The organism is Arcticibacterium sp., assembly GCF_055134445.1.
In genome coordinates, this window is the sequence record NZ_JBSRVI010000069.1 from 1 (window position 1) to 23,637 (window position 23,637).

The 23,637-nt window shown below is 38.1% G+C and carries 38 protein-coding genes, 1 tRNA gene and 1 pseudogene; 26 read left to right on the top strand and 14 right to left on the bottom strand.

The genetic code is table 11. The features are described 5' to 3' along the window. Both ACTBZY_RS09455 and ACTBZY_RS09460 read right to left on the bottom strand, forming a co-directional pair. Positions 1–190, bottom strand: a pseudogene (locus tag ACTBZY_RS09455) (LptF/LptG family permease); the annotation flags it as partial. A 73-nt stretch (positions 191–263) separates the two neighbouring features. Next, positions 264–641: an START-like domain-containing protein gene (locus ACTBZY_RS09460; RefSeq protein ID WP_463046090.1), complete on the bottom strand. Its 378-nt coding sequence runs from the start codon at positions 639–641 to the stop codon at positions 264–266. 145 nt (positions 642–786) lie between these two features. Here ACTBZY_RS09460 and ACTBZY_RS09465 point away from each other — a divergent pair. After that, positions 787–860 (top strand) — tRNA-Met (locus tag ACTBZY_RS09465). A gap of 35 nt (positions 861–895) precedes the next feature. Here ACTBZY_RS09465 and holA read toward each other — a convergent pair. From holA to ACTBZY_RS09490, 5 genes are read right to left on the bottom strand one after another with little or no spacing between them, the layout of a single operon-like run. Continuing rightward, positions 896–1,915 (bottom strand): DNA polymerase III subunit delta, encoded by a 1,020-nt coding sequence (gene holA / locus ACTBZY_RS09470; RefSeq protein ID WP_463046091.1) that lies wholly within the window; start codon positions 1,913–1,915, stop codon positions 896–898. 2 nt (positions 1,916–1,917) lie between these two features. Continuing rightward, positions 1,918–2,517, bottom strand: a complete 600-nt coding sequence (locus ACTBZY_RS09475; RefSeq protein WP_463046092.1) for an acyl carrier protein phosphodiesterase — start codon at positions 2,515–2,517, stop codon at positions 1,918–1,920. Further along, a complete protein-coding gene (locus ACTBZY_RS09480; protein WP_463046093.1) occupies positions 2,514–2,987 on the bottom strand; it encodes a deoxycytidylate deaminase in 474 nt (157 codons plus the stop codon). The genes ACTBZY_RS09475 and ACTBZY_RS09480 overlap by 4 nt, the downstream gene beginning before the upstream one ends. A gap of 1 nt (position 2,988) precedes the next feature. Beyond that, complete coding sequence (locus ACTBZY_RS09485; RefSeq protein ID WP_463046094.1) at positions 2,989–4,245, bottom strand: M43 family zinc metalloprotease; 1,257 nt, start codon at positions 4,243–4,245, stop codon at positions 2,989–2,991. After that, entirely contained in the window at positions 4,226–5,170 is a 945-nt protein-coding gene (locus tag ACTBZY_RS09490) for a PhoH family protein (RefSeq protein ID WP_463046095.1), read from the bottom strand. The genes ACTBZY_RS09485 and ACTBZY_RS09490 overlap by 20 nt, the downstream gene beginning before the upstream one ends. A 231-nt stretch (positions 5,171–5,401) precedes the next feature. Between ACTBZY_RS09490 and dnaB the strand changes: the two genes are divergently transcribed. Further along, entirely contained in the window at positions 5,402–6,964 is a 1,563-nt protein-coding gene (gene dnaB / locus ACTBZY_RS09495; protein ID WP_463046096.1) for a replicative DNA helicase, read from the top strand. 427 nt (positions 6,965–7,391) lie between these two features. Here dnaB and rlmD read toward each other — a convergent pair whose 3' ends face one another. Both rlmD and ACTBZY_RS09505 read right to left on the bottom strand, forming a co-directional pair. Beyond that, positions 7,392–8,807, bottom strand: a complete 1,416-nt coding sequence (gene rlmD / locus ACTBZY_RS09500; RefSeq protein ID WP_463046097.1) for a 23S rRNA (uracil(1939)-C(5))-methyltransferase RlmD — start codon at positions 8,805–8,807, stop codon at positions 7,392–7,394. 90 nt (positions 8,808–8,897) lie between these two features. Further along, positions 8,898–9,353, bottom strand: coding sequence for a hypothetical protein (locus ACTBZY_RS09505; RefSeq protein WP_463046098.1), 456 nt, complete (start codon positions 9,351–9,353; stop codon positions 8,898–8,900). A gap of 98 nt (positions 9,354–9,451) precedes the next feature. Between ACTBZY_RS09505 and ACTBZY_RS09510 the strand changes: the two genes are divergently transcribed. From ACTBZY_RS09510 to ACTBZY_RS09625, 24 genes are all read left to right on the top strand, one after another. After that, on the top strand, positions 9,452–9,709 hold the full coding sequence (locus ACTBZY_RS09510; RefSeq protein WP_463046099.1) for a hypothetical protein: 258 nt from the start codon (positions 9,452–9,454) through the stop codon (positions 9,707–9,709). An 11-nt stretch (positions 9,710–9,720) separates the two neighbouring features. Then, the gene (locus ACTBZY_RS09515; RefSeq protein WP_463046100.1) at positions 9,721–10,494 is read left to right on the top strand and encodes a DUF6291 domain-containing protein; all 774 of its coding nucleotides are present in this window, start codon (positions 9,721–9,723) and stop codon (positions 10,492–10,494) included. A gap of 34 nt (positions 10,495–10,528) precedes the next feature. Then, a complete protein-coding gene (locus ACTBZY_RS09520) occupies positions 10,529–11,095 on the top strand; it encodes a hypothetical protein (protein WP_463046101.1) in 567 nt (188 codons plus the stop codon). Positions 11,096–11,113: 18 nt separating this feature from the next. Further along, on the top strand, positions 11,114–11,506 hold the full coding sequence (locus tag ACTBZY_RS09525) for a hypothetical protein (RefSeq protein ID WP_463046102.1): 393 nt from the start codon (positions 11,114–11,116) through the stop codon (positions 11,504–11,506). Positions 11,507–11,666: 160 nt separating this feature from the next. Next, positions 11,667–12,488, top strand: a complete 822-nt coding sequence (locus ACTBZY_RS09530; protein WP_463046103.1) for a DNA-methyltransferase — start codon at positions 11,667–11,669, stop codon at positions 12,486–12,488. 1 nt (position 12,489) lies between these two features. Beyond that, entirely contained in the window at positions 12,490–13,140 is a 651-nt protein-coding gene (locus ACTBZY_RS09535; protein ID WP_463046104.1) for a DNA methyltransferase, read from the top strand. Next, positions 13,137–13,454 (top strand): DUF7768 domain-containing protein, encoded by a 318-nt coding sequence (locus ACTBZY_RS09540; protein WP_463046105.1) that lies wholly within the window; start codon positions 13,137–13,139, stop codon positions 13,452–13,454. Before ACTBZY_RS09535 ends, ACTBZY_RS09540 begins: the two co-directional genes overlap by 4 nt. Then, positions 13,451–13,621, top strand: coding sequence for a hypothetical protein (locus tag ACTBZY_RS09545; protein WP_463046106.1), 171 nt, complete (start codon positions 13,451–13,453; stop codon positions 13,619–13,621). Before ACTBZY_RS09540 ends, ACTBZY_RS09545 begins: the two co-directional genes overlap by 4 nt. Continuing rightward, positions 13,618–13,905 (top strand): ArsR/SmtB family transcription factor, encoded by a 288-nt coding sequence (locus ACTBZY_RS09550; RefSeq protein WP_463046107.1) that lies wholly within the window; start codon positions 13,618–13,620, stop codon positions 13,903–13,905. The genes ACTBZY_RS09545 and ACTBZY_RS09550 overlap by 4 nt, the downstream gene beginning before the upstream one ends. Continuing rightward, positions 13,892–14,065, top strand: coding sequence for a hypothetical protein (locus ACTBZY_RS09555; RefSeq protein ID WP_463046108.1), 174 nt, complete (start codon positions 13,892–13,894; stop codon positions 14,063–14,065). Before ACTBZY_RS09550 ends, ACTBZY_RS09555 begins: the two co-directional genes overlap by 14 nt. A 1-nt stretch (position 14,066) precedes the next feature. After that, a complete protein-coding gene (locus tag ACTBZY_RS09560) occupies positions 14,067–14,216 on the top strand; it encodes a hypothetical protein (RefSeq protein WP_463046109.1) in 150 nt (49 codons plus the stop codon). Between the two features lie 99 nt (positions 14,217–14,315). Beyond that, positions 14,316–14,843, top strand: coding sequence for a hypothetical protein (locus ACTBZY_RS09565; protein ID WP_463046110.1), 528 nt, complete (start codon positions 14,316–14,318; stop codon positions 14,841–14,843). 84 nt (positions 14,844–14,927) lie between these two features. Next, positions 14,928–15,275 (top strand): hypothetical protein, encoded by a 348-nt coding sequence (locus ACTBZY_RS09570; protein ID WP_463046111.1) that lies wholly within the window; start codon positions 14,928–14,930, stop codon positions 15,273–15,275. A gap of 161 nt (positions 15,276–15,436) precedes the next feature. Continuing rightward, the gene (locus tag ACTBZY_RS09575) at positions 15,437–15,706 is read left to right on the top strand and encodes a hypothetical protein (protein WP_463046112.1); all 270 of its coding nucleotides are present in this window, start codon (positions 15,437–15,439) and stop codon (positions 15,704–15,706) included. 292 nt (positions 15,707–15,998) lie between these two features. Then, positions 15,999–16,358 (top strand): hypothetical protein, encoded by a 360-nt coding sequence (locus ACTBZY_RS09580; RefSeq protein ID WP_463046113.1) that lies wholly within the window; start codon positions 15,999–16,001, stop codon positions 16,356–16,358. 4 nt (positions 16,359–16,362) lie between these two features. Then, positions 16,363–16,710, top strand: a complete 348-nt coding sequence (locus tag ACTBZY_RS09585; protein ID WP_463046114.1) for a hypothetical protein — start codon at positions 16,363–16,365, stop codon at positions 16,708–16,710. 65 nt (positions 16,711–16,775) lie between these two features. Then, positions 16,776–17,117 carry a hypothetical protein gene (locus ACTBZY_RS09590; protein WP_463046115.1) on the top strand — a complete coding sequence of 114 codons (342 nt, stop codon included), beginning with the start codon at positions 16,776–16,778 and terminating at the stop codon, positions 17,115–17,117. Between the two features lie 2 nt (positions 17,118–17,119). After that, the gene (locus ACTBZY_RS09595; RefSeq protein ID WP_463046116.1) at positions 17,120–17,326 is read left to right on the top strand and encodes a hypothetical protein; all 207 of its coding nucleotides are present in this window, start codon (positions 17,120–17,122) and stop codon (positions 17,324–17,326) included. Positions 17,327–17,328: 2 nt separating this feature from the next. Continuing rightward, entirely contained in the window at positions 17,329–18,222 is an 894-nt protein-coding gene (locus ACTBZY_RS09600) for a recombinase RecT (RefSeq protein WP_463046117.1), read from the top strand. Continuing rightward, positions 18,219–18,959 carry a hypothetical protein gene (locus ACTBZY_RS09605; protein ID WP_463046118.1) on the top strand — a complete coding sequence of 247 codons (741 nt, stop codon included), beginning with the start codon at positions 18,219–18,221 and terminating at the stop codon, positions 18,957–18,959. The genes ACTBZY_RS09600 and ACTBZY_RS09605 overlap by 4 nt, the downstream gene beginning before the upstream one ends. Continuing rightward, positions 18,956–19,126: a hypothetical protein gene (locus ACTBZY_RS09610; RefSeq protein WP_463046119.1), complete on the top strand. Its 171-nt coding sequence runs from the start codon at positions 18,956–18,958 to the stop codon at positions 19,124–19,126. Before ACTBZY_RS09605 ends, ACTBZY_RS09610 begins: the two co-directional genes overlap by 4 nt. 16 nt (positions 19,127–19,142) lie before the next feature. Then, on the top strand, positions 19,143–19,442 hold the full coding sequence (locus ACTBZY_RS09615) for a hypothetical protein (RefSeq protein ID WP_463046120.1): 300 nt from the start codon (positions 19,143–19,145) through the stop codon (positions 19,440–19,442). A gap of 30 nt (positions 19,443–19,472) precedes the next feature. Then, on the top strand, positions 19,473–19,817 hold the full coding sequence (locus ACTBZY_RS09620; protein WP_463046121.1) for a DUF3127 domain-containing protein: 345 nt from the start codon (positions 19,473–19,475) through the stop codon (positions 19,815–19,817). Between the two features lie 302 nt (positions 19,818–20,119). Further along, positions 20,120–20,398: a hypothetical protein gene (locus ACTBZY_RS09625; protein WP_463046122.1), complete on the top strand. Its 279-nt coding sequence runs from the start codon at positions 20,120–20,122 to the stop codon at positions 20,396–20,398. Positions 20,399–20,427: 29 nt separating this feature from the next. On the opposite strand, the gene ACTBZY_RS09630 is transcribed toward ACTBZY_RS09625, so the two are convergent. The 5 genes from ACTBZY_RS09630 to ACTBZY_RS09650 form a co-directional block, all read right to left on the bottom strand. Continuing rightward, positions 20,428–20,886 (bottom strand): hypothetical protein, encoded by a 459-nt coding sequence (locus ACTBZY_RS09630; RefSeq protein ID WP_463046123.1) that lies wholly within the window; start codon positions 20,884–20,886, stop codon positions 20,428–20,430. 12 nt (positions 20,887–20,898) lie between these two features. Further along, complete coding sequence (locus ACTBZY_RS09635; protein ID WP_463046124.1) at positions 20,899–21,372, bottom strand: hypothetical protein; 474 nt, start codon at positions 21,370–21,372, stop codon at positions 20,899–20,901. A 15-nt stretch (positions 21,373–21,387) separates the two neighbouring features. After that, positions 21,388–21,870 (bottom strand): lysozyme, encoded by a 483-nt coding sequence (locus ACTBZY_RS09640; protein WP_463046125.1) that lies wholly within the window; start codon positions 21,868–21,870, stop codon positions 21,388–21,390. After that, positions 21,867–22,283, bottom strand: coding sequence for a hypothetical protein (locus ACTBZY_RS09645; RefSeq protein ID WP_463046126.1), 417 nt, complete (start codon positions 22,281–22,283; stop codon positions 21,867–21,869). Before ACTBZY_RS09645 ends, ACTBZY_RS09640 begins: the two co-directional genes overlap by 4 nt. A 26-nt stretch (positions 22,284–22,309) precedes the next feature. Further along, positions 22,310–23,637 (bottom strand): SGNH/GDSL hydrolase family protein (locus ACTBZY_RS09650; RefSeq protein WP_463046127.1); only part of this gene is annotated, 1,328 nt, incomplete at its 5' end.

The window sequence follows — 23,637 nt, forward strand, 5'->3', positions numbered from 1 at the left end:
CTGTGGGTACCGTAATTAAAGAAAAATAGGTGAAAAGTTTCCCAAAAGTGCTCATTTCTAGGTCTTTTCCTACAAAATCCTCAAAATATAGCATAAGAAACCTAAGCAAAAAAATAAACACTACTATTAGGGTGGTGAGTATAAATGGCCCAAGGAAATTCTTGATTACGAGTTTATCTATTTTAGTCATTCAAAACTTTCTAGATCTCAAAAGTCCGATAGAAAAACAGCACCTACAAGTCAATTTTGATTTTTTAAGAATATCAACCGCCAACGATGTCTTTTAAGTCTGCAATAAGGCCGTCCCAAAGCTCCTGAAGCTCTTCCTCGTCTTCATTGTCTGACGTATCCGTTACTTCCAAATAGGTAGACCCATCCATTTCTCCCAAAACAAGCTTTAGCTCTAGGGAGTTGCCTTCATCATTTCCTAAGAAGTCGTATCTAGCAGATTTGTTTAACTTCTTATTTACTTGAGCAACATGTTTTACCCCGTCCCATACAATAATAAAGTTATGATTGGAGTCAATGGAAACATTAGTCGCAAACCACTGCTGCAACCCACCAGGAGTGCTGATATAGTTATAAATTACTTTTGGAGAAGTCTTAAAGGAGAATTCCGCGACAAACTTGTGTTTCGACATATGACACTCATATTTAATTTTTGACTAGTTAGCTTTTTAACATTAAGAATACAAGTTTCACAGGTTTTTTTTCTTTTTAAGATTTATTTCCAAAAGGTTTTGGTGGTAAAAAATCATTTCCTACATTTGCAGCCGGATTTGAAATGGCGGGGTAGCTCAGTTGGTTAGAGCGTCGGATTCATAACCCGGAGGTCAGGAGTTCAACTCTCCTTCCCGCTACAAAAAAAGCTTCCAAATTTTGGAAGCTTTTTCTTTTAATAAAGTATCTCATTTATTAAATCTTTATAGAGATCATCTGCCGTCTTTGTACCTACTTCAATCCCCTTAGAATACTTGTCTGCATTTCTTAAAGCAGCGATAATTTGCATCAATTTCCAGACAGGATAATTTTGGGCCGCTGTGGAGTAATCCTTTACAAAATAAGGATTTACCTTTAAAATCGTGGCTAAATTTGTCCCAGGTACTGTCTTACTTCCATGCACTAAAAGCACCTTGGAAAAGAAGTTATAAAGGATTAAAATAACCGGCTGTATAGGGTGATCTTTGGTGTTAGCAGAGAAGTAATTTACGATCTGAAAACTTTTTTTGACGTCCTTTATGGTGAGCGATTTTTGCAGCTCAAAGACATTATAATCCTTACTGATGCCTACATATTTCTCAATGGCATTGCCATCAATTTCTGCCCCTGCAGGTAAATTGATCAGCATCTTTTCTATCTCTTTTACTATCGCTTCGAGGTTATTGCCGATATGTTCAAAAAGTAATTGGGCTGCTTTTGGAGAAATTTTGTGTTTTTTTTCATTACAAATACCCTGGATAAAGTCGGGAACTTGGTTGTCGTAGAGCTTTTTAGCATTGACCATAAGTCCATTTTTCTCAAAAGCTTTAACAAAAGCTTTCCTAACGTCCATGGCTTTCCCAAAAACCAACACTAAAATGGTACTCTTAAGCGGCTCGTTGGCATAGCTAGTGAGCATAGCCTGGGCGTCTTTATTTCCTATATCTTGAATTTGATCGGCATCTTTTATTAAAACCAGCTGCCTTTCTGCCATCATAGGAAATCTCCGGGCATTATTAAGTACCGCACCTACGGTTAGTTCTTTTCCAAAAAGTACAAATTCGTTAAAACCCTTTTCGTGCTCTGGAATAGCGACCTCAGAAATACGTTTGGCAATGGCATTGGGATAATAGGATTCTGCACCGTGCAGAAAATAAAGCGGTTGAAGATTTTCTGATTTGATATCAGCAAGTTCTTGTGAAAGTGATTTGGCCAAGGTTATGAATGACTGGTAATGTAATTTTGACAATAAATCTGCATGATGCTAAAAAAATCTTTGAATTTACCATCCAAGAAATCATAGTTTTCATGCATTAAAGGAATGCTCTTTAACATATCTGGACCCGATTTAATTCTAGCATTAAGCCCAGAGAATGATTTTTCTAAACCTTCATCAAATTCGTAACATTTTAACCAATCATGTTTTACCATGGAGTTAAAAAGTTGAATAAGATTTGGAGGCATAGCCGTTCTATACTTTTCAAGACTCAGATACACACGTTTTCTGAACAATTCAAAATCTTCGTCTGCAAACAGCTTCCAATTTTTTATCAAGAAATGGTCAAAAAGCACATCGACTACGATAGAAGCATATTTACCAAATTCCGGGTAGAAAAGGCTTTTACAGTCTTTAACAAGCTCATGTGTATCTGTTAAAGTGTCTATTCTTCTGTGAAGTTTAATGCCCACCTTAACGCGTTCGGAAAGGTGATTGTTTCTAGGGTGCTCCACCCTACCATGCATAAAGTCTTCTAATAAATTTCCAAAAAGTATGTCTTCGTCTTCTCCTGATAAAAATAAATGAGCTAGATAGTTCATGCGGCCTTAGGACTGTACTTCACTACTTCAATACCAAATTTTCTCAGAAACTCCACACCCTCATCTTCAGGAATGCCTTTGTATTCGGCATAAGAATCTAAGAAAAACACTTTCTTGATTTTCATGGAATAAATCACTCGGGCACAGGCAATGCAGGGAGATAGCGTAACATACATGGTAGCTCCTTCTACTTTTGCTCCATTTTTGGCAGCATAAAGAATGGCGTTCTGCTCTGCGTGCAATGCCAAAGAGCAGCTTCCCTTGGAGTCTCTTGGGCAGCCTTCGTCACCAAAGTCAGTATCGCAATTATGGGTTCCACTCGGAGGACCATTATACCCAATAGATATAATTCTGGTCTCATTGGTTAAGACGGCACCTACTTGTGCTTTCACGCAATGCGACCTTTGAGCCAAATTAATGGCCAATTCCATAAATATATCGTCAAAGTCTGGTTTAATTCTTCCTTTCATTCTAAAACACCATTATTCGTTTTATAATCTCTGTATTGGTAGACGTCATTTTCAGAATGAGCGTCCCCTTGGGTAAGTTAAGATCAGAAGCCCGCACTACGGTACTGGGATAATCTTTAAATGTCTTTGTCACTACCTGCCTTCCAAAAAAATCGTAAAAGCTTAAAGTGAAATCTTGGAAATCTGGTAGAAGAATTTGAAAAGCCATATCTTCTCTGGTTCCTGGGTTGCTCAATACATTAAGAGCTACCACGTCATTATTGGGCAGGAGAAATTGACTATTTAAAATTAACCTCCTTCTTCTTGGACTGAGCTCTAAAACCGCCCTTACTCTGGCCTTTTGGTCTTTGGTAAACACATTCATGCAGGAGTCTGGCGTGTAGTCCATATAATTCTCTATCATATTTCTAGAGCTTATGCCCGAACATCTCGAATAGATATCCCTACAGGTCTCCGAGTCATTTTCTTTTTCGGCTTGAGGTGTGTCAGCACAGTAATCATCTCCGCATCTTTCGTCTCCCCAAGTATGTATCAAGCCTAACCAATGCCCCAACTCATGTGTGAGTGTTCTGCCATAGGAATAGATTCCTGAATCGGCGGTTCCTATTCTTTTCCCAAAAACTTTATAGTCCACATATATACCATCTGTTCTTGCAGGTGGATCTGTTAATTCTAAACCGTCTATAGCCCCTCCTGGAAACTCACCGTACCCAAGATAAACGCCAGCCAAATCCACTACCCATATATTGAGGTATTTGTTGGAATCCCAATAAGCTAAACTTGAAATAAAGTCTAAGTCTCTAAAGACACTATAAGATGGTCTGTTCTGGTAAGTTCTGGTGATTCCAGAGCTGGGGTTTCCAAACTCATCTTCCTGAGCTAAAAAGAATTCGATTTCCATATCTGCTCCTACCTCAAAGGTATTAAAACCCATGGTTCCGGCAGCCCTTCTAAAGTCTTCATTCAGCACTTTTATTTGGCTGAAGATCTGCTGGTCAGATATGTTGGTGCTTCCAGAGGCTCCTATTTCGCCATCTAATTGATTATGGATAACGTGTACTACTACAGGTATCTTGATGATTTCATCGTGAACTTTGAATTTTGCCCCACCTTCCTTCTGATATTTCTCTAAAACTTTTTGAAAGTCATCATGCCTTTGCTTTAATTCTGGACTGGCCAATACGCCAACCGCACATCGCTGTGAAAGGGCAGGGAAGAAAATTAAACAAAACAAAATACTATTTACTAGCCTCATCATAAGCTTTTAGGATATCTACCACTAAAGGATGGCGTACAACGTCGCGGGCATCCAATTCTATAAACTTAATTCCTTTTATTTTACTGAGTTTCTGAATGGCATCTTCTAAACCAGATTTTTGTCTAGCAGGTAGATCTATCTGGGTAATGTCTCCTGTTATGACAATTTTAGAATTAGGTCCCATTCTGGTAAGAAACATTTTCAACTGCATGGGTGTGGTGTTTTGAGCCTCATCCAAGATGATAAATGCATTATTTAACGTCCTACCTCTCATATATGCCAATGGAGCTATTTCTATGGCATTTCTCTCTTGGTAATCTTTCAATTTCTCTGAATGAATCATATCATTCAAAGCATCATAAATAGGCATTAAATAAGGATCGATTTTCTCCTTTAGATCTCCTGGAAGGAAACCAAGGTTCTCTCCTGCTTCTACCGCCGGTCTAGTGATAATGATTTTCTTTACCAGTTTTTCTTTCATGGCTTTTACCGCCAAAGCCACGGCTGTGTAGGTTTTACCCGTTCCGGCCGGACCAACAGCAAAAACGATATCATGTGTTAAACTGGCTTCTACTAGTTTTTTTTGGTTCATGGTTTTGGCTTTTACCACCAAACCCCTGTTGCCATGAACGAGTACATCATCTGGAAGAGAAAGGCTTTCTTTGATTTCCTGCTCATTTTCAAGGAAATTCTTGACCAACTCCGGCGTAAGCTTTCCAAATTTATGATGATGCTCTAAAAGGTTTTCTAAAAAACCACTCAATCTAACGACTTCTTCTGCCGGCCCTCTTAGATGTATCTCATTACCACGAGAAACTAACTTACAAGTTGGGAAGAACTTAGCCACTTCCTTGATGTTTTTATTTTGAACCCCCAAAAAATCTAATAGAGATACGCCCTCTAGCTTTATTATTTTCTCAGTCAAACGCGGTATATTTTTATGTTCATCAAAAATCAAGAAAATTATTCACAACTACACCGAATTAGTTCACAAAAAGTATCAAAACAATTCACATTTGATTGACAAATAGTTCAGATATTACTTTTAAAAGGCAGTAAAAAAGAAGAGCTTTGTATCGCGTTTTTTTATATCAATTTTGAATGGTAGCATTGCATATTGCAACCTAAAAATATGATGAAAGTTTTATAATTCTGAATGAACCTAAACCAGACACTTGTTAGACCGAATACTTCTTCCACTAGGATGGAAAATGGTAAAATATTGCCATATTCTACGGAAATGGAAGCTGCCGTTCTTGGGGCTATATTGATAGACAAAGATGCTCTAGCAAGAATCAAAGACCTGATTAAGCCTAGGTCGTTTTATTCGGAATCTCATAAGCTTATTTATGGAGCTATGATGAGCATGTACGAAGCATCAGAACTCATTGATTTAATGACCATTACGAGGTATTTGAGAAACCAAAATAATATACGTGAGGTAGGCGGAACTAAATACTTGGCTCAGCTTATGGGTAAGGTCAATTCCGCATCAAATATTGAGTATCACGCTTTAATAATGTCTCAGCTGAGCATTAAGAGAGAGATGATAGAGGCGTCTGAAAAGCTTATGAAGGATGCTTTTGAAGAGTCTAATGACATCTTCTCTGTTTTGGATAGAACAGAGCAATATTTCTTCGAAATTTCAGAGCAAAGCATAAAAAAGAACTACCAAAGTTCTGCTGAAATTATGCGAGCCACGATAGATGAGTTGGAGCATAAAAAATTGAATAATGGGGACGGAATTACGGGCGTTCCTAGTGGGTTTAAAGATCTGGATGACTTAACTGGTGGATGGCAGAAAACGGAATTGACCATTATTGCGGCTAGACCGGGTATGGGAAAGACGGCTTTTGTGGTTTCTTCTATGCGAAATGCCGCCGTAGACCATGGTGCAGCCGTAGCCATGTTTTCTTTAGAGATGTCTGCCACCCAACTGATGCTTAGGATGATTTCTGCAGAAGTGGAGATTGAAAGTAAGAAATTAAGAAAAGGAATTTTAGAGCCACACGAGTGGCAGCAGCTGCATACCCGATTAGATAAACTATCTGCGGCTCCTATTTTTATAGACGATACTCCTGCCCTATCTGTATTGGAATTAAGGGCAAAATGTAGACGTTTAAAAGCCCAGCACGACATTCAAATGGTCATTATTGATTATTTGCAGCTGATGAGTGGTGATGATGGCTCTGGCGTAAATACGAACCGAGAGCAGGAGATTGCCACCATTTCCAGGTCCTTAAAGAATCTTTCTAAAGAACTGGATGTACCTGTAATTGCTTTGTCACAGTTATCAAGAGCAGTAGAAACCAGAGGTGGCGATAAGAAACCACAGCTGTCAGATTTGAGAGAGTCTGGATCTATCGAGCAAGATGCAGATATGGTTATGTTTCTTTATAGACCTGAATATTATAAGATTACCGAAGACGAGAATGGTAACTCTACAGAAGGGCTAGGTGAATTAATAGTAGCTAAAAACCGTGCGGGTACTTTGAAATCTATCATGCTACAGTTTCATGGTGCATATACCAAATTCACCGATGTAAACACTTTAGGAGGAAATCTTACCGATTATGGGAAAATAACGCTTCCTGGAGGTGCTGGAGACACCAGTCATTTTGATAGCTGGTCTCCTCCAACCATGTTAAGTAAGGCTAATGAGCTTTCAAAAGACGATCCATTGAAAAAAGTTGGGCCAGATGATGACGTACCTTTCTAAAATTAAAGCCTTCATTTAGAACGATTTACTTAAAAACACCTATGTGGATACCTCATTTGTGGGTAAACTACGTATATACCTTAGATTTCTGGCAAAAAATGGGACTTATCCACTGTGGATTAACACTATTTTATCTGTTTGTTTTCTGGAATTAGCTGAGTTCAACTTAGAAGAAATAGTTGAACCTTTATGCACCAATACTTTAAGTAATCGTTAGTCTTGATTTTGCTTTAAAAACAAGACCAACGAATTTTAGCTGGGAGCAACTAAGAGATTTCTTATACCCAGGTTATGCGTTGGGGAATTATTATAAATAGTTTAATTGGGTTTACGCCTGTACTGAGCTAGCCGATAGGAAGCAATATAGCTACCGTCCCAATAAAATCGAGAGATTGCCTAATGCATAAAGCGAGTTCACACCAAAAATCTATTTTCTTAAAGTAAGCTTGATGATATTCTCCACGTGATGGGTATGCGGAAACATATCTACAGGCTGAACCACGGCTACATCGTACTTTTCTGATAAAAGCTGTACGTCTCTGGCCTGTGTAGCTGCATTGCAACTCACATAAACGATTCTGTCTGCTGCTATACGTAATAAAGTTTCCACCACCTCTTTATCCATTCCTGCTCTTGGTGGATCTGTGATGACAACGCTAGGCAATCCCTCTTTTTTAATAAAGGCCTCATTAAGAACGTCTTTCATGTTTCCTGCATAGAAAACTGTATTTCCTATGCCATTTTCACGAGAATTAACTTCGGCATCTTTGATGGCATCTTCTACATACTCCACACCTACCACTTTCTTAGCGTTTTTGGCTACGAAGTTGGCTATCGTGCCCGTTCCGGTATAAAGATCATAAACCACGTCTTCTGGGCCTATATCGGCAAAAGTCCTTGTGGCTTTATAAAGCTCGTAGGCTTGCTCTGAATTGGTCTGATAAAAAGATTTTACGCCTATTCTAAACCTCAAGCCCTCCATCTCTTCTTCTATGTTTGGCTTTCCGTAGAAAAATACAGCGTCCAAGTCTTGGTAACTGTCGTTTCTTTTCTGGTTGATGAAATAGTTTACAGAAGTTAAATCTGGGAATTTCTCTACCAGAGCTGCTAAGCAGGCTTCTATTAAACTAACATCGTCTTTGGCAAACTGCATTACCACCATGGTTTCTCCAGTAGATGATGTTCTTATCATCAAAGTTCTGAAAAAGCCTTCGTGTTTGACATGATCATAGAAGGCCTCATCGCTGTTTCTGGCGTATTCGTCAAAAAAGCGTCTGATGTCGTTAGAAGGGTCATCTTGAAGATAACAAGTATCTATCGGCAAAACCTTGTCGAAACGCTTAGGGATATGGAAGCCAAGGGCGTCTCTATTGCCTAAATCGTTGCTAGAACTTATTTCATTAGCCGTTAACCACCTGGTATTGGAAAACGTAAATTCTAATTTATTTCTATAAAAACGGGTTTTTTCTGAAGCTAAGATCGGTTTGAAGTTAGAGACGTCAATTTTACCGAGCCTAACCAGCTGATCTTTAACCTGTTTTTCCTTTTGGGCAAGCTGAGCCTCATAAGGGATATGTTGCCATTTGCAGCCGCCACAAACTCCAAAGTGAGAGCAAAACGGTTCAATACGTCCAGGAGAGTCTTTGATTCTCTCCAGTACTATGGCTTCCGAAAATGACTTTCTTTTTCTGTTAACCTGAAGTTTAACAATGTCTCCGGGGGCTACATTGGGCGTGGTTATAAATATGACCTCACCATCGTGTTTGGTAAGACATTTTCCTTCCGCTGCGAAATCGAGAACTTCAATTTCGTTAATGACTTTTCTTGTTTTCTTTCTTGCCATAACTTAAAGTGCTATATAACAAAAAAAGCCACCGAAATGGTGGCTTTAGTGATCCCGCTGGTACTCGGGTAAAACCACTTATAGTACTAATTAAGCCCTTTTTGGGCTATGCGTAACCGACAACGTTACCTTTTCCATCTTTCTATTGATGAAAATTTGCTTCGCCGTACTGCGTTGGTTACGCGAATTAAAATTTGCGATCGTCTTTTCTTCTTGTGACAATTTGCCGTTTAAGACGAGCCGCAAAAGTGAGTTGCTAGCCTCTGCGTTTTTAAGCGATTTCTTTAACTCTGCGTTTTCCTTTTCAATCTCCGAGTCGTCAACACTCACCTCTTTATAGGACCCGTTCGAATAATGTCCGTAAACATCCATTGGCGACAGTTCTGGAAATGCAGCAAAGAAGCTCGAAATAGACTTAGAAGGAAATTGACCTTCAAATATTTTACCAATCGAAACGGCAGATATTCCGACCTTATCGGCTATCTCCCTGTTGTTTAACCCGGTCTCTTTCAGAAACGTGGTTAAAATGTTTAATTCTTTTTTCATCTTAACTTATGTTTATTCATTAACTTTAATTAACTTTGTGTCACACTACCACCCAAAGGTAAACAATAATTTATTAATTAACTAATGATACTTGAAACATGAATTTTAAGGAGGCTTACAATTACCTAATAGCAAATGGTTTTTCTCAAAAACTAATTTTAACACGAATACATCAGGCTGGCATATTGCCATTAAGGGGCAGGCAGTTCAGTAAAGGTATTTTATCCCAGATGGCTAAAGGGGAATACGCCAAGCATCAAGAAGCTGAAAGCTTCATAATTGAGCTATGTAAAAAGGAAAAAGAAAAGGCCGCTCCACAAAAGGGTAATGGGGTCAAAGAATTAGCGTCCGTATAACTGTTACCGTTATGAGCAAAGAGACATTTATAATACGCTCGGAATGGTACGGAGCTATAAGAACTCTTGACCAAGAAAGTAAAGCTTTATTGTTTGATTGTTTATTTGAGTATCACTCCGATGAAGAACCAAAAATAAACCTAAATAACCTAAATAACCTAAATAACCCAATGGTTAATTTGGTTTGGCAGTTAATAGAACCGAACCTAAAAAGAAACTTAGAGGCTTATGATAAGCGAATTAGCACATCAAGGGAAAATGGAAGATTAGGAGGTAGGCCGCCAAAATCAAATAACCTAAATAAACCTAACGAAACCCAAGCCGAAACCCAGAAACCTAACGAAACCCTATCTGTTAGTGTTAGTGTAAGTGATAGTGTTAATGATCCTGATAGTGTTTTAGACTTAGCTAAAGCTAAGAGTACCTCTAATATTATTTTAGAAGAAAAAAAGAAAAAAGAAAATTTCAATTTTTTAAAAGCTCTGATTTCGGAAGGAGTGCCGGAACTGGCGGCTAAGGATTATCTAACCGTCCGTAGAACCAAAAAGGCAGCCAACACAGAAACGGCTTTTAATCTTCTCAGGAGCGAGCAAGCGAATAGTGGGCTATCATTCCCCGAAGTCATTAAAACCTGCATAGCCCAAAACTGGGTAGGCTTCAAAATGGCGTGGTACAAAAATCTGAACAATTCCAATAGTTCAAAACAAGATAAAAATGAATACCTCAAATCAACAGGTCAGGATATTGACGCAATCATCGCCCACAAATTCGCTTCTGCTAATTAGCGAGCAAATAGGGAAATTAAGCCAAAACGAAATCATGACTCAGGACGCAGTGAGTAACAATTTTCAATTAGCTGTTCAGGTCGTTGATTATGAACTGGCATTGAATTTTAATTCAGCCGCAGTTGAGCCGAAAGTTTTTCAAATGGTGAAACGCGATCCGGAAATGACACTAAAAACCATTTGTGCAATTATCGCAATGTTCAACGCTTCGATAAATGTCACCACGGAACGCATGAAAGCAATTGATATTTACTCTTTAGCGACAAAATACATGACAACCTACACGCATGATTCTATTGCCGACTTGATACTATGCTTAAAACGTGCAAAAAGTGGGGCATACGGCAAGATATACAACAGGGTAGACCAAGTTACCATAATGGGGTATATCGTCGCCTACATGGAAGAAAAAGCGGCAAAGCTAGAAATGGAATATTTGAGTACAAAAGACGAATGTCGAACAGAAGCCGAATCAATCTTGATAGGTCGCCAGAAGTCACAAACTAAAAAGTATGATTTAGGCGGTGAGGAAAACGAAAGGCTAAAGACAGCAAAAGAGGCTTACAATAATGCCAAGCGACAAATAGTAAAACAATCATAAACCCAAAAATAGAAACAAATGAACCTACAATTATCACTTAAAACAAAATGGTTTGAAATGACCAGAGCAGGGATTAAGACAGAAGATTATCGTGAAATAACCCCTTATTGGTGCAATAGACTTGCTATGTTAAATGGTAAAAAAATGTCAAAGGAACAGTGGAGAATATACTTAATAAGCTCCGGTACTTTATACATGAAGTTGTGTAGTGAACCAAACTCGCCAATAAACCCTATAACATTTTTAAATATAGAAGCAAACACAATAACACTAGGCTACCCAAAAAAAGGAGATGCGGACAGGATAAGAACCTACGAGCACGCAGGGATTGAAATAAGAACAGGAAATCCAGAATGGGGAGCAGAGCCAAACAAATTATACTTCGTAATCAAACACGGAAAACAATGCTAAAAATAACCCAAAACACCTGTAAAACTTGCAGCAAACAAGAGGCGACGAAGGATGACATTTCATGTCGAAAATGCTTAAAGCAATTCGAAACGCCTGAGTACTTAGCGGACAAAGCTGAAGCGGAAATAGTTTATCACGAAACGATCGAAAAAGACCACAAATGACAGACCAATTAGACCTATTAGAGCCAATCGACAATATTAGAAAAAAGAGAGTTTTAGACACCGACAATCTAAAGCCTCACTTGTACAACGATCATTTTCAAAACTACAAAAGATACAATATCCCTAAAGCCCAATTAATTATTGCTGACATACCGTACAATATCGGGAAAGATGCCTACGGTTCAAATCCGAGTTGGTACATAGACGGTGATAGCAAAAACGGAGAAAGCAAACTGGCTAATTCTGAGTTCTTTGATACTGATAAAGATTTTAGAATAACTGAGTTTTTGCACTTCTGCCCTACCATGCTAATGAAAGAACCCAAAGAGACTGGAAAAGCTCCTTGTATGATTGTGTTTTGTGCCTTTGAACAGCAATTTGAATTAATAGAAAAGGCGAAAAAGTACGGATTAAATAAATACATCAATCTAGTTTTTAGAAAGAACTTTTCTGCTCAGGTGTTAAAAGCAAATATGCGAGTTGTTGGGAATTGTGAGTATGCAATCTTGCTTTACCGTGACAAGTTGCCAAAATTCAACAATCACGGCAAAATGGTTTTTAATTGTCTTGACTGGAAAAAAGACAGTACAACCAGAAAGATACACCCGACACAAAAACCAGTTAATCTACTAGAAAATCTGATTGAAATATTCACCGATAAAGGCGACGTGGTAATAGATCCATGTGCTGGGAGTGGCTCAACCTTATTAGCTGCAATACAATGCAATAGGCGAGCGTATGGCTTTGAAATAAAAAAGCAATTCTTTAAAGACGCAAATAATCACGTTTTAAAATTCATTCAAAAGAAGTTATTCTAACATGAATATAACCGATAAAATACAAATCACAAACGAGGATAATATGGCTTTAATGGCTCGGTATCCTGATAATTATTTTGATTTGGCGATAGTGGATCCACCGTACGGAATAGGTCAAAATCAAAACAATGGGAAAAGCATTGGTTTACGCAAAAAATGGTCTGGATATGAAAAGCAAAAGTATAATGTAAAATTATGGGATAATTATCCACCTACTGAACAATACTTTATAGAGCTTTTCAGAATTTCATCAAATCAAATAATCTGGGGAGCAAACTATTTTAGCTTGCCTCCCACTAAAGGGATAACGGCTTGGGATAAACAATGTGATGGTACAGGTTTTTCACATTTTGAATTAGCGTGGACTTCTTTTGATAAGTCCGCCAATATCTTCAGATACCCAATTCAAGGGGAAAGCCAATCCCGAATCCACCCAACCCAAAAACCAGTAGCCTTATACAAATGGCTTTTAGATAAATACGCAAAAGAGGGCGACAAGATACTTGACACGCACTTAGGAAGCGGTTCAATTGCTATCGCTTGTCATGATTACGGCTTTGAGTTAACGGCTTGTGAATTAGATTCTGAATACTACCGAGATGCAATACAAAGGATAAAAAACCACACCTCACAACAAATGATATTTCAATGAAACTAGTAATAATAGAATCGCCCTTTGCTGGCGAAATTGAAAGGAATGTAAAGTACGCAAGGGCTTGCATAAAACACAGTTTATCAAGGGGTGAATCACCGATAGCTAGCCATCTACTATATACCCAAGAAGGAATACTTGACGACGACAAACCGAGCGAAAGAGAGCTTGGAATAAACGCAGGATTGGAGTGGTACAAGGTGACCGACTGCGTGATATTTTATGTCGATTACGGCTATTCAAAAGGCATGATAAAAGCCCTTGAAACAGCAAGACTTATGAAACTGGAAACAATTGAAAGAAAGATACTATGAAAACAACAACAAAAGACATTGTGAGCTACTTAGGCAAGAAAGGGCAACCGTTCAAGCTTTACGCTCGAAAGGGCGACAAGGTGGAGATAATCGAAAATAGGGGAAATGTTTCGATTGCTCAAAAAGGAAGTGAAAAATTCACTGTTAAAAATGAGGATCTATTATGACAACAGTAATAAAAGCCCTAAGCAATAAAACAAGGGTGAAAATCCTTGAAATTTTGAACGCTGGCGAAGCTCCGCATTGGTGGATACATCAGGAGGTTAATAAGGAATATAAACTGGTTCGTCCTACAATCTCAGCACATCTAAAGGAGCTATGCGAGGCTAATTTAGTCACTTATATTGATAACGGTCGCAATAGATTCTACTCTATAAATACGGAGAAGATTTTAATGATTTCCCTATGGTTTAAACAATTTGAAAAGATAAAAGACAATGAGCAAATATAAATACAGACTAAAAAACGAAAACGAAACGCTGGAAGATTGGTCAGGTAAGTTCGACACGCTCGAAGAGGCTCAAACGTGGAAAGAAAAACACGGCATAAAGTTCGAGAAAAAGGGTTTTAAGCTGGTTTTGACGGATGCTGGACAAGGTAATTTTAGATAGCATGGAAACACTAACAGTTTTAGTACTTGCGGCTTTTATAGCCTTGCTGGTTTGGGGTAACTACAAAAAACGAAACTTCAAAACGGCTGTCCTTTACTCGCTTTCATTAGGGGTGATTATTGGGCTTGTGATTTTGAGGTGTTTGAGGTAACGTTGAGTATATGGCATCGGCTGACGATAGGAAGCTGGACTATATACTCAACGTTACCTGGCGAAGCGAACTTTTTAATTTTTAAAAAGATTTATACCAATGAATATTAAAAGAACCTGGGCAATGCCCAACAAACTGACCTTTACAATTAAACCGATAAAAGAATTGGTTGAAAAGTATGTAGCTAAAAGCAAAATCATAATAGACCCGTTTGCAAATCAAAGCAGTTATGGAACTATTACCAATGACTTAAACCCTGAATTTGATACAGACTACCATCTTGACGCTTTAACATTCTTGCGGAAAATGGAAACGGGAACAGTAGACCTTGTGTTGTTTGACCCACCATACTCGATTACGCAAGCTGCACAATGCTATAAAGATTACGGTAAAGAAAAACTTGAAAGATCCGTGGCTAATATGGGTTATTGGGCTGATTGTAAAAATGAAGTAGCAAGAATATTAAAGCCTAACGGAATTGCTTTGACATGTGGCTGGAGTAGTAACGGGATAGGCAAGAATAGAGGATTTGAATTTATAGAAATTCTACTTGTGCCTCACGGTGGTTCTAAAAACGACACTATTGTTACAGTAGAACGGAAGCTGCCAAATCTTTTTAAAAATTAAATTGCAGGTAACGTGGAGTATATGAAACGAAGAATTAAAGAAGAATAGCAACTGAGCCTTTGGCTCATAAAAACAACGATAAATATGGAAAACTTTTTTGTAGATGAATTATTTTTTGCCAGCCTAGAAGACTATTTAGAATGGCATGAATTGGAAATTAATGAAATAAGCGAGTATGTAGATGACTATATCCTAAAAGTTGAATTAACAACTTTAGAACCTATGCATACTTTCAAGCGAAGTCAAATTTTAGATTTAATAGGCGAAGAAAGATTTCCAGAAGATTCAGAAAGTATCGAGAATAGTATAACTAAGGCAATTGAAGTTTCAATTAATTTCCAAGCACTAAATGAACTAATGCCAAAACTTTACTATCCAAATGGAAACTTTCACACTTTCTCAAAGTCTGATTTATTAGAAGCGTTGGTTTAATTCTTTGTTTTATATGCAGTGTTAGGTTATCGGCCTACACTTTAATAATTATTACAAACAGTCTTTCGTAGGCTGGAACCTAACGTTCGAGTACATGTTCAGTTCTCTTTTAGAAGCTTAGCCAACTGGCTCTTTGAGCCATAAAAACAACGATAAAAAATATGAAAACACAAGAAATACCAGAATGGGAAGGGTTAACAGATTATAGACCTCCAATATTTGATGAATATAACTTTGATTTTAGTCTAGAAAAAGGTGGGGAACCCTATATTTCACCAGAAGAAAACAAAGAGAAAGCTATACATCTTGCTGGTTTAAACTATGCTAGAGGAATAGTAAAAGACCCTTGTAATTATAAATGGGTAGAAAGGAGAAAATTAACAGATGCTTTTGAAATGGGGATAGAGTATGCTAAAAGGTTTAAGTTATGAAAGCTTACTTTTATTTTTCATGGCAAATTGGATTAATGATTTCTTTCGGGACCAACTATGAAAGAAGATTTTACGTGTGCTTAGAATTTCCTTTTTCCTATATTCAACTTCTATGGTTTATACCTGAGAAGCGGGCAGGAAAAGAGAATTGAATATGTACGGTGTTCTAAAATCGTGCTGCACCTAAAAGTTTTAATCTATGCTGTTCTTTCGCAGCATGTTTTAGAACACCAAGCTTCGTGAAGTGCAAAGCATTTCATTAAGCGAATGTTAGCGAAATTTAAACAACACAATGAGAACAGCAGCAAAAACAGACGACAATCAAAAAGAGATTATAAAGCTTAACAATATGAATAAAGGCATTAAAGAGAAAGTATTAGAGATTATAGATATTTATGTACAAGACGATAAGCCTAGCTTCTTAAATGAAGCCTTAAGGCGAATAAAGTATAAAATTGCGGCAATAGATGAGTTTAGTGACTTTTCGCAGCCTTTTGAATTTGATGGTCAACACCTTTGCCAAGTCAGCGAGGTTCAAGAGTGCGGTGCTATAACTCAAAAATGGGAGATTATACAGGTTGCAATGAATATTCCAATTTTAAAAGACAATCAAAAAATTGTCAAATGGCGAATGTTAGAGGTTTTTAAGTAACACAATGAGAATAAAAATAAAACCCCTTTCTGTCAATGAGGCTTGGCAGGGCAAGCGATTTAAGACGGCTAAATATAAGGTTTACGAAAGGAGTCTATTGTTTATGATGCCCCCAAATATCCACATTCCGGAAGGTCAACTAAAAGCCTATTATGAATTTGGATTCAGTTCGGCTTCTTCAGACAATGATAATCCAGTCAAACCCCTTCAGGATATTTTACAAAAGAAGTACAAATTCAACGACAACAGAATCTTTGAAACCGTCATAAGGAAAACCAAAGTCAAAAAAGGCGAAGAGTATCTAATATTCAGGCTATACCCGTTAGATAATTTCCTGATTGCTGAAAAATAAATTAACTTATATTAGTTTATTAATTAATGTAAGTTTATATTTGTATGTACTTAACAAACAGCAAAATGGAAAATAAAGAAATACTATTAATGGCCGAAACCCTACTTTGGGTTGAGGACATCCAAGCAGGAAACGGAGCGGACGAATCTCAAAGATTTCAATTAGAAATCGAAGGCGACAAACTCAAGGCTTCATGGATTCGTAAAAGCGAGTCCGGCTACGAAGAGGAAACAAACTCAATGGTTAATCCTGCGGAAATCGCATCTAACACCTTAGACTTGAATCACACACGATTTGAAGCGACTCTGAAAAGAGACCCGAAACACTACGTCCTTAAGAAAATCCAGTCCTTTCTGGAAGACACCCTAAAAGAGGCGGATAAGGAACTTGAACTAATAGCAATTTAATCATGAAAGCAGTAAGAAACATCTATATCCTAGCGTGGTTTACCTCGCTAGGGGTATTCTTAAAAGTAGCGGTTAACGCTACCCTTCCATTGTCAAACGAGCAGTTAACCTGGGGCGTTGCGTCACTATTGGGCGGTTTGTTTATACCGCTTGTTGTGGTGGCCATCCACCTTGAAATTATAAACGAAAACAGCCAAAAAATAAAATAATCATGAGTACAGAATTAAGCACGACACAAACTGGCACGAAATCAATAAGCCAGTTTTTGAGTCAAAAAAACACATTGGAAAAATTCTCCGACATCTTAGGAGAGAAAGCACAGGGGTTTATTGCCTCGGTAATAACGGCGGTAAATTCTAACGATTTGCTTAAGAATGCTACAAAAGAAAGCATTTACGCCTCTGCTTTAACAGCCGCAACGCTTGACCTTCCAGTTAATGCCAATCTTGGATTTGCTTACTTTATCCCATTCAACAACAAAAGGGAAAACAAGCAGGAATGCCAATTTCAAATTGGGTACAAGGGGTTTATTCAACTGGCGATGCGTTCAGGACAATTCAGGACTATTTCAGCAACTCCGATATATACAGGACAGCTTGTTGAAGAAAACCCGTTAACCGGATTTGCCTTTGACTTTACAAAGAAGCAAGACGAGAATATTATTGGATATGCGGCTTATTTCGCACTAACAAATGGGTTTGAAAAAACCCTTTATATGACAAAGGAGGAATTAAATCAACACGGCAAAAACTTCTCGCAGACGTTTAAAAGGGGTTTTGGCTTATGGAAGGATAATTTCGACGCTATGGCAATTAAGACAGTCTTAAAGCTGCTTTTGTCAAAGTATGCCCCTCTTTCAATCGAGATGCAAAAGGCTATAATAGTTGACCAAGCGGTCATAAAGGATGCGAACACATTAGATGTAAGTTATATCGATAATGAGCCTGTAAGGGCTGTAGATATTGACCGAGACCGTGAGGCTTCAAGGATAACGGAGCATATAAATAAAGCTTCTGACATCGATGAACTAGAAATGGTTGCTGAGTTTATAAGTGAATCTCAAAGGCCCTTATATGAAACCCGTAAAACAGAATTGGCGGCATGATAGAGAACTTTGACAATTACCTATTTAGATGCTCCGCATTAGGTAAGATTATTTCAAAAAGCGGAAAGTTGACACAGGGTGTTGAAACATACCTTAATGATGTCTTTGTTGGCGAGATGTACGGCATTAAAAAGGATATCACATCAAAGTACTTAGAAAAAGGTACAGCGTGCGAGCAAGAGGGTTTTGATATACTAAATAAAGCCATGTTTCCGAACAGGTTTGTAACGAGCTATAAAAAGCACCTTTCAAATGATTTTATAAAGGGTACACCAGACACCTTAGTGGATGACATTGTTTTTGACATCAAAAACGCTTGGGATTTATTCACGTTTGGTAAGGCTACTTTAACGCATGATTATGAATGGCAACTAAAGGGCTATATGTGGTTAACTGGTGCAAAGGGAGCGTCCTTGTTTTATGTCATATCAGATATGCCAGACGTGCTTTTAGCTGACGAGGAAAGGAAGCTTTTTTATCAAGGAAAATTCCTGTCAACAGAAAGTGTGGACTACCTGGAAGCGTGTGAAGAGTTGAGGAAAAAGCACAACTACTCACACATGAAACTAGCTGAAAGGTTTAAAAAATGGGATATATGCGACCCTGAATATAAGACAATTATATCTTCTGTAAATGTGGCAAGAGAGTACTTGAATACGCTTTTGTATGAATTTAAAAGAAACTTAGAAACAAACGAGGCTCTTATTTGTGCTTCATCATTCAAGGCAAAACAATGAAACGAGAATTCAAAATCGGAACAATTGGCTTTTTCTGGCATAACCCAGAACCAGCCACCACAACGCATTCAAAAATAATTTACATCAGAGAAGATGGATATTTTGGAGCTTCGGATGGTATGTTTTACAAATATTTTTCAACTGAAAGCCCGCTGGTCAAAAATTAATAAATCAAAAATAAAAATGGAAGAGCATGAAAAGTTAGTGTACCTATTAGTAGGGGCACTTTGGGAAGAAGCTAAGAACCCACACACACAAGAATCTGCATTAGATGAAATGTGTAAGTGTTCTGAGGCTATAATAAGTTTTTTTGAGGGCTCAAAAGAGTTTACGCGAATAGGCTCAAAAAAGCAAATAAGGGTAGGCAAGAAAGAGGAAAGGGAGTTGCTAGAAAGTGCGTTCAATGCTGGTGTGAATTGCGAGGCTTTAGGGGATGAGGCACCAGACTTTAGTGAGTGGTTTAACTCTTTAGTAAAACAATAAATTATTTTAAGGTTTTAACATGAAATAAAAATGGAAATAAAAGGGGTAATTATACAGGTTCTACCGCTAGAAAAAGGCGAAGGAAAGAATGGGTCTTGGGAAAAACAAGACTTCATACTTGAAACGGAAGGAACATATCCTAAAAAAGTCTGCATAACCGCATTCGGAAAGGTTATAGAAAGCGACAACATCACAGAAGGAAACGTTGTCAATGTGTCTATCAATATCGAGAGCAGGGAGTACAATGGTCGCTGGTATACAAATGTGAACGCTTGGAAAATAGAAGGCTCTGGCGAGTTGAAAAAACAAGCTCCGACTAGTACGCCAGCTCCTGCGGATATTCCGACGGATGAAGAAGATGATCTACCATTTTAGCATTATATTTTAATAGGAAAGTTGAGTACCAAAATGCCCCTGATGCTTTTCAGGGTGCATTTTTTAAACCTAAAAATTAAATCAAAATGATAATACTAGTACTGATAAGCAGCTTTTTGTTTTGGGCAATCCGACAATTTGAAGTGTTCGTCCTGGGAGAGCAAAACAACTATTATGAACTAAGGAGAGACAATGCCTTTTCTAAGCGGAAAAGGATTAAATCGTTTTTGAAGAGGTTGAGGTAACGACCCGTGTATGATTTCGGGCGTGATTAAAGGACTAAACTTTAAAATAAGATACAGATGATTAAAGAAACTAAAGTAAAAGACAGCACTACAAAGCCTGAATTATACACTTTGTTAGGCACACGTGGCTTTCGGATTGGTGGCAGATGCCAAGTATTTGATGGCTTATCGTGGTCTAAAACAGGTGATGTAGGTAATAATGAATGTTACTATGTGGATGCCACCATTTTGAGTGTTGGTAAAACAGAATTTAATGAGGTAACAGTCGATGTATTAATGGCTAATGGTAGAGTTAGTAACGGACACTTTTTAGAGGGTGTGTGCCATTGTGCCTAACAAAGGGCTAGACGAACCTCGATATAAGTCTACTCCAAAACCCCAAACCGCCAAGCGGAGACATAAGCACTGTCTACCAATTTAGGCTTAGAAAATACTCCATCTTTGTAGGTTAGTTTCAATAAGTCAACCTGAATTCCCTTTTTGTAGTTGGCAATTAAATTGTCTTTCGCTTTCACCTTTGCCCCCAATTGGCTAGCGACTAATTGAGACTCTATTAACCGCATAGCGAAATTAATAGAGTCCTCTTTTATTTGTGCCACATATCCGGCCACTTCTGCCTCAAATGTCCTTAATTGCTGATACTGTGTGAGGTTTTCGGCCGTTAGTGTATCATTCAATGAGATTATCTCTTTCACCGCAGGATTAGCGAACGCTACAACCCTCCAAGCTGTCACAATTCCCACCCAGACGAAGCCAATCAGCACAAGACTAATCAACGCCTTCCAACCCCATTTTAGGGCTTTTAAAATCGTCAATATTTGCATATTGTTATTTGTTTAAATATCTTTTTTATTCTTAAAAACATCTGCAAACCTATCCATTAATGCAGGAATAATATATTGAAAACCGCCACCGGTGAGTAGGGCAATAAAAGACTCCGAAGCCTCAGCCCCCAATCCAGAACCAATAGCGTTTACGAACTTGAAAACATAACCAGACAAAAACAGTCCAGACAGGAACGCTACAAAAAAGGTAAGAATATATTTTAAAGCAACCTGAAATCTAGTAAGGTTACTATGAATAATCTTCTCCGTGTTAAGCATTGACCAGATAGTAAAAGCCACCACAATAACCTGACCCACTACACCATAAAAGCCATTATAGATATTATAGCCATCAGCCGCTAAACTCTTCACCACGCCACTTACTGAGATGGTAGCCGTTCCGATAAAGAACATAGCCCTATCAAATAAAGCGTCGTTATAAAACTCCATCAAAGCCCCTTTCAAACTTCCAATACTGTTTTTCATTTTCTTAATTGTGTTTTAATTATTCCGAGCCATGTCTTTAAAATAAAGCTCTGCCTCTTCGTTTCGTCGGCTTATTAAGCCTTGTAATCTTTTCCCTGCTGCGTAAACCCATTTCTTAAATTCAAAGGCAATTCGCGGGGATGTCGTGTTTTGGTTTACTATTTTTAAAAGGGTGCTGTTTCGGAGGTTACTAACCCCTAAATTATACGCAAAGCTCACCAACGCATCAAACTGGCTTTGTGTTAGTGCGTCTGTTGCTAATGCGTCCACTTGCTTAGAGAATACACTTACATCGTGCATTAAATAAGCCATTGCCTTTTCTTTTGTTACTGGCAAATCTGAAAGGCTCACTTTCACCCCGTTTGGATACCTAGTTGTACCGAATCCAATTGTCGGAACTTTGGCAGGACATAAATAAGGCTCAGCCTTAAACCCTTCCCATTTGGCGATTAATTCCAAGCATTCTTTTGATGCTGTTGTGATTTTATTCGCTATCATACCATATAAGCCTCTAAAAATTCACTATCAGAAATCGGCATAATACACTCGTCTAGGTCACTTGTTGAAACCTTGAATAGCTCAATAGGCGAACCCTCTTCTAAAAACCTTTTTTGATGCTCTATATTTTCAGGCACTTCGACAAACTTCATGAATTTGGCATTAACCTCTTTTAGGTATTCTTCATCCGTGTGCAGCTTGTCTTCGTCGACATTTTCATTCTTCTTAAACAACTCTTGCAAGTCAGATTTAATACCATCACTCTCTTTAAATATCGGGGCTATCGACCGCACGTTTTTGCGAAGTGCATAAAACACCTTATTGCTAAGACTTACGCCTGATTCTTTAGAAAAGTGAGCGTCAGCGATTAGTCTGAAAGAATTCGAAAGGTTCATTAATTCATTGTTTTTCATATTTTTTTATTTATTGTTTGTTTAATTTAAATCACCCCACTCAAAAACGCCCGAACTTGACGGTAATAAGCGTCAGCCCATTGGTAATAGCCAACGGCTTCTGGGTGAACTGTGTTGCCAAACACTCTTATGTTTGCAGATATTCTACTACTTGTAGCCTCGTCTACATAAGGGTATGAGTTATAGCTATCTATAGAAGACGCAAGGCTAAAACAAGTAATATTTGCAGAGTAAGCACCGTTGTCAAATGTTTTCAAATATTTCAAGCCCAAACGTCCGATGTTTGACCTGAAAACCTCAGCCGAAGCATTAGAGCCTGCAAAACTATCGCAACCGAAAGCGGGTAGTGCTATACCTATTTTAACGGCAGGGTAGTCTGCTAATAATGCGTCTATAAATAGTTTTGCGTTTGCAATTATCGCATCTAAGAAAGCTTCAGTTCTTATTGTTTCGCCCTGCCCTACATCATTTGTGCCTAGATTTATTAAGACAATATCTATTCCGTCATAAGCATTATCTGTGCAGTATTGCGTAAAATCTAGAACTCCTGAATAAAGAAAGGCGTTGTTTTTAGACGCGTAATCCTCTGTATTTAGGTAATTATTCCACGTCCACGAGCCTCTTCCTTCATGCCACCTGCCTGCCGCACCTCTTGTACCTAGTTGATTAAATGCGTAGTCAGCATCTGCATTTAACATTGAATAAAGCTCAGAAGGCAATGAAGAGTTATCTGTAAGAGAATCACCTACAAGCATTATGTTAACCTCGTCTGTGCCGTTACCTACATTGTTACTTATTGTCCTAAATGTAATTGGTTGTTCCACAGTTAAGGCCAGATTGGTATCAAGTGTCCTGATTGTGCCAGAAAAATTTGCAGTTGCTGCTGTCGGGGCGTATCTAAGCATATTTGCCCGTCTTACTACTCCGTAAGATGCATCAATTTTCGGAAATACCCTACCCTCTTGAAACGCTCTAGGCTCTACAGATACACCACTTAGCCAAATATCATTATTCTTCCCTATTACGGCGTTAAAGAATCTAGGCACTAGTAAGTTATATAGCTCCTGCTCTTTATACACCGCTACAGAGTTTGTCAAAGTCTGATAATCAGAGTATAACAAAAACGTAGACAAATAAGTAGTGTTTACAGTAAACACCACATAAGATGCATTTTCAGGGATTTCTATTTTCACCATGCTGTAAAGCGTATTTACAGACGGTGGAGAGGCTACATTGCTAATAAATCCACCTCTAGAATCAAAAAATGCCAACATCGAGTAACTGCCATAACTAGCCCTTAAGCTATACCAGTAATTGCCGCCTCTTTTCAGCTTCAACTTCTCGGTCATTCTCC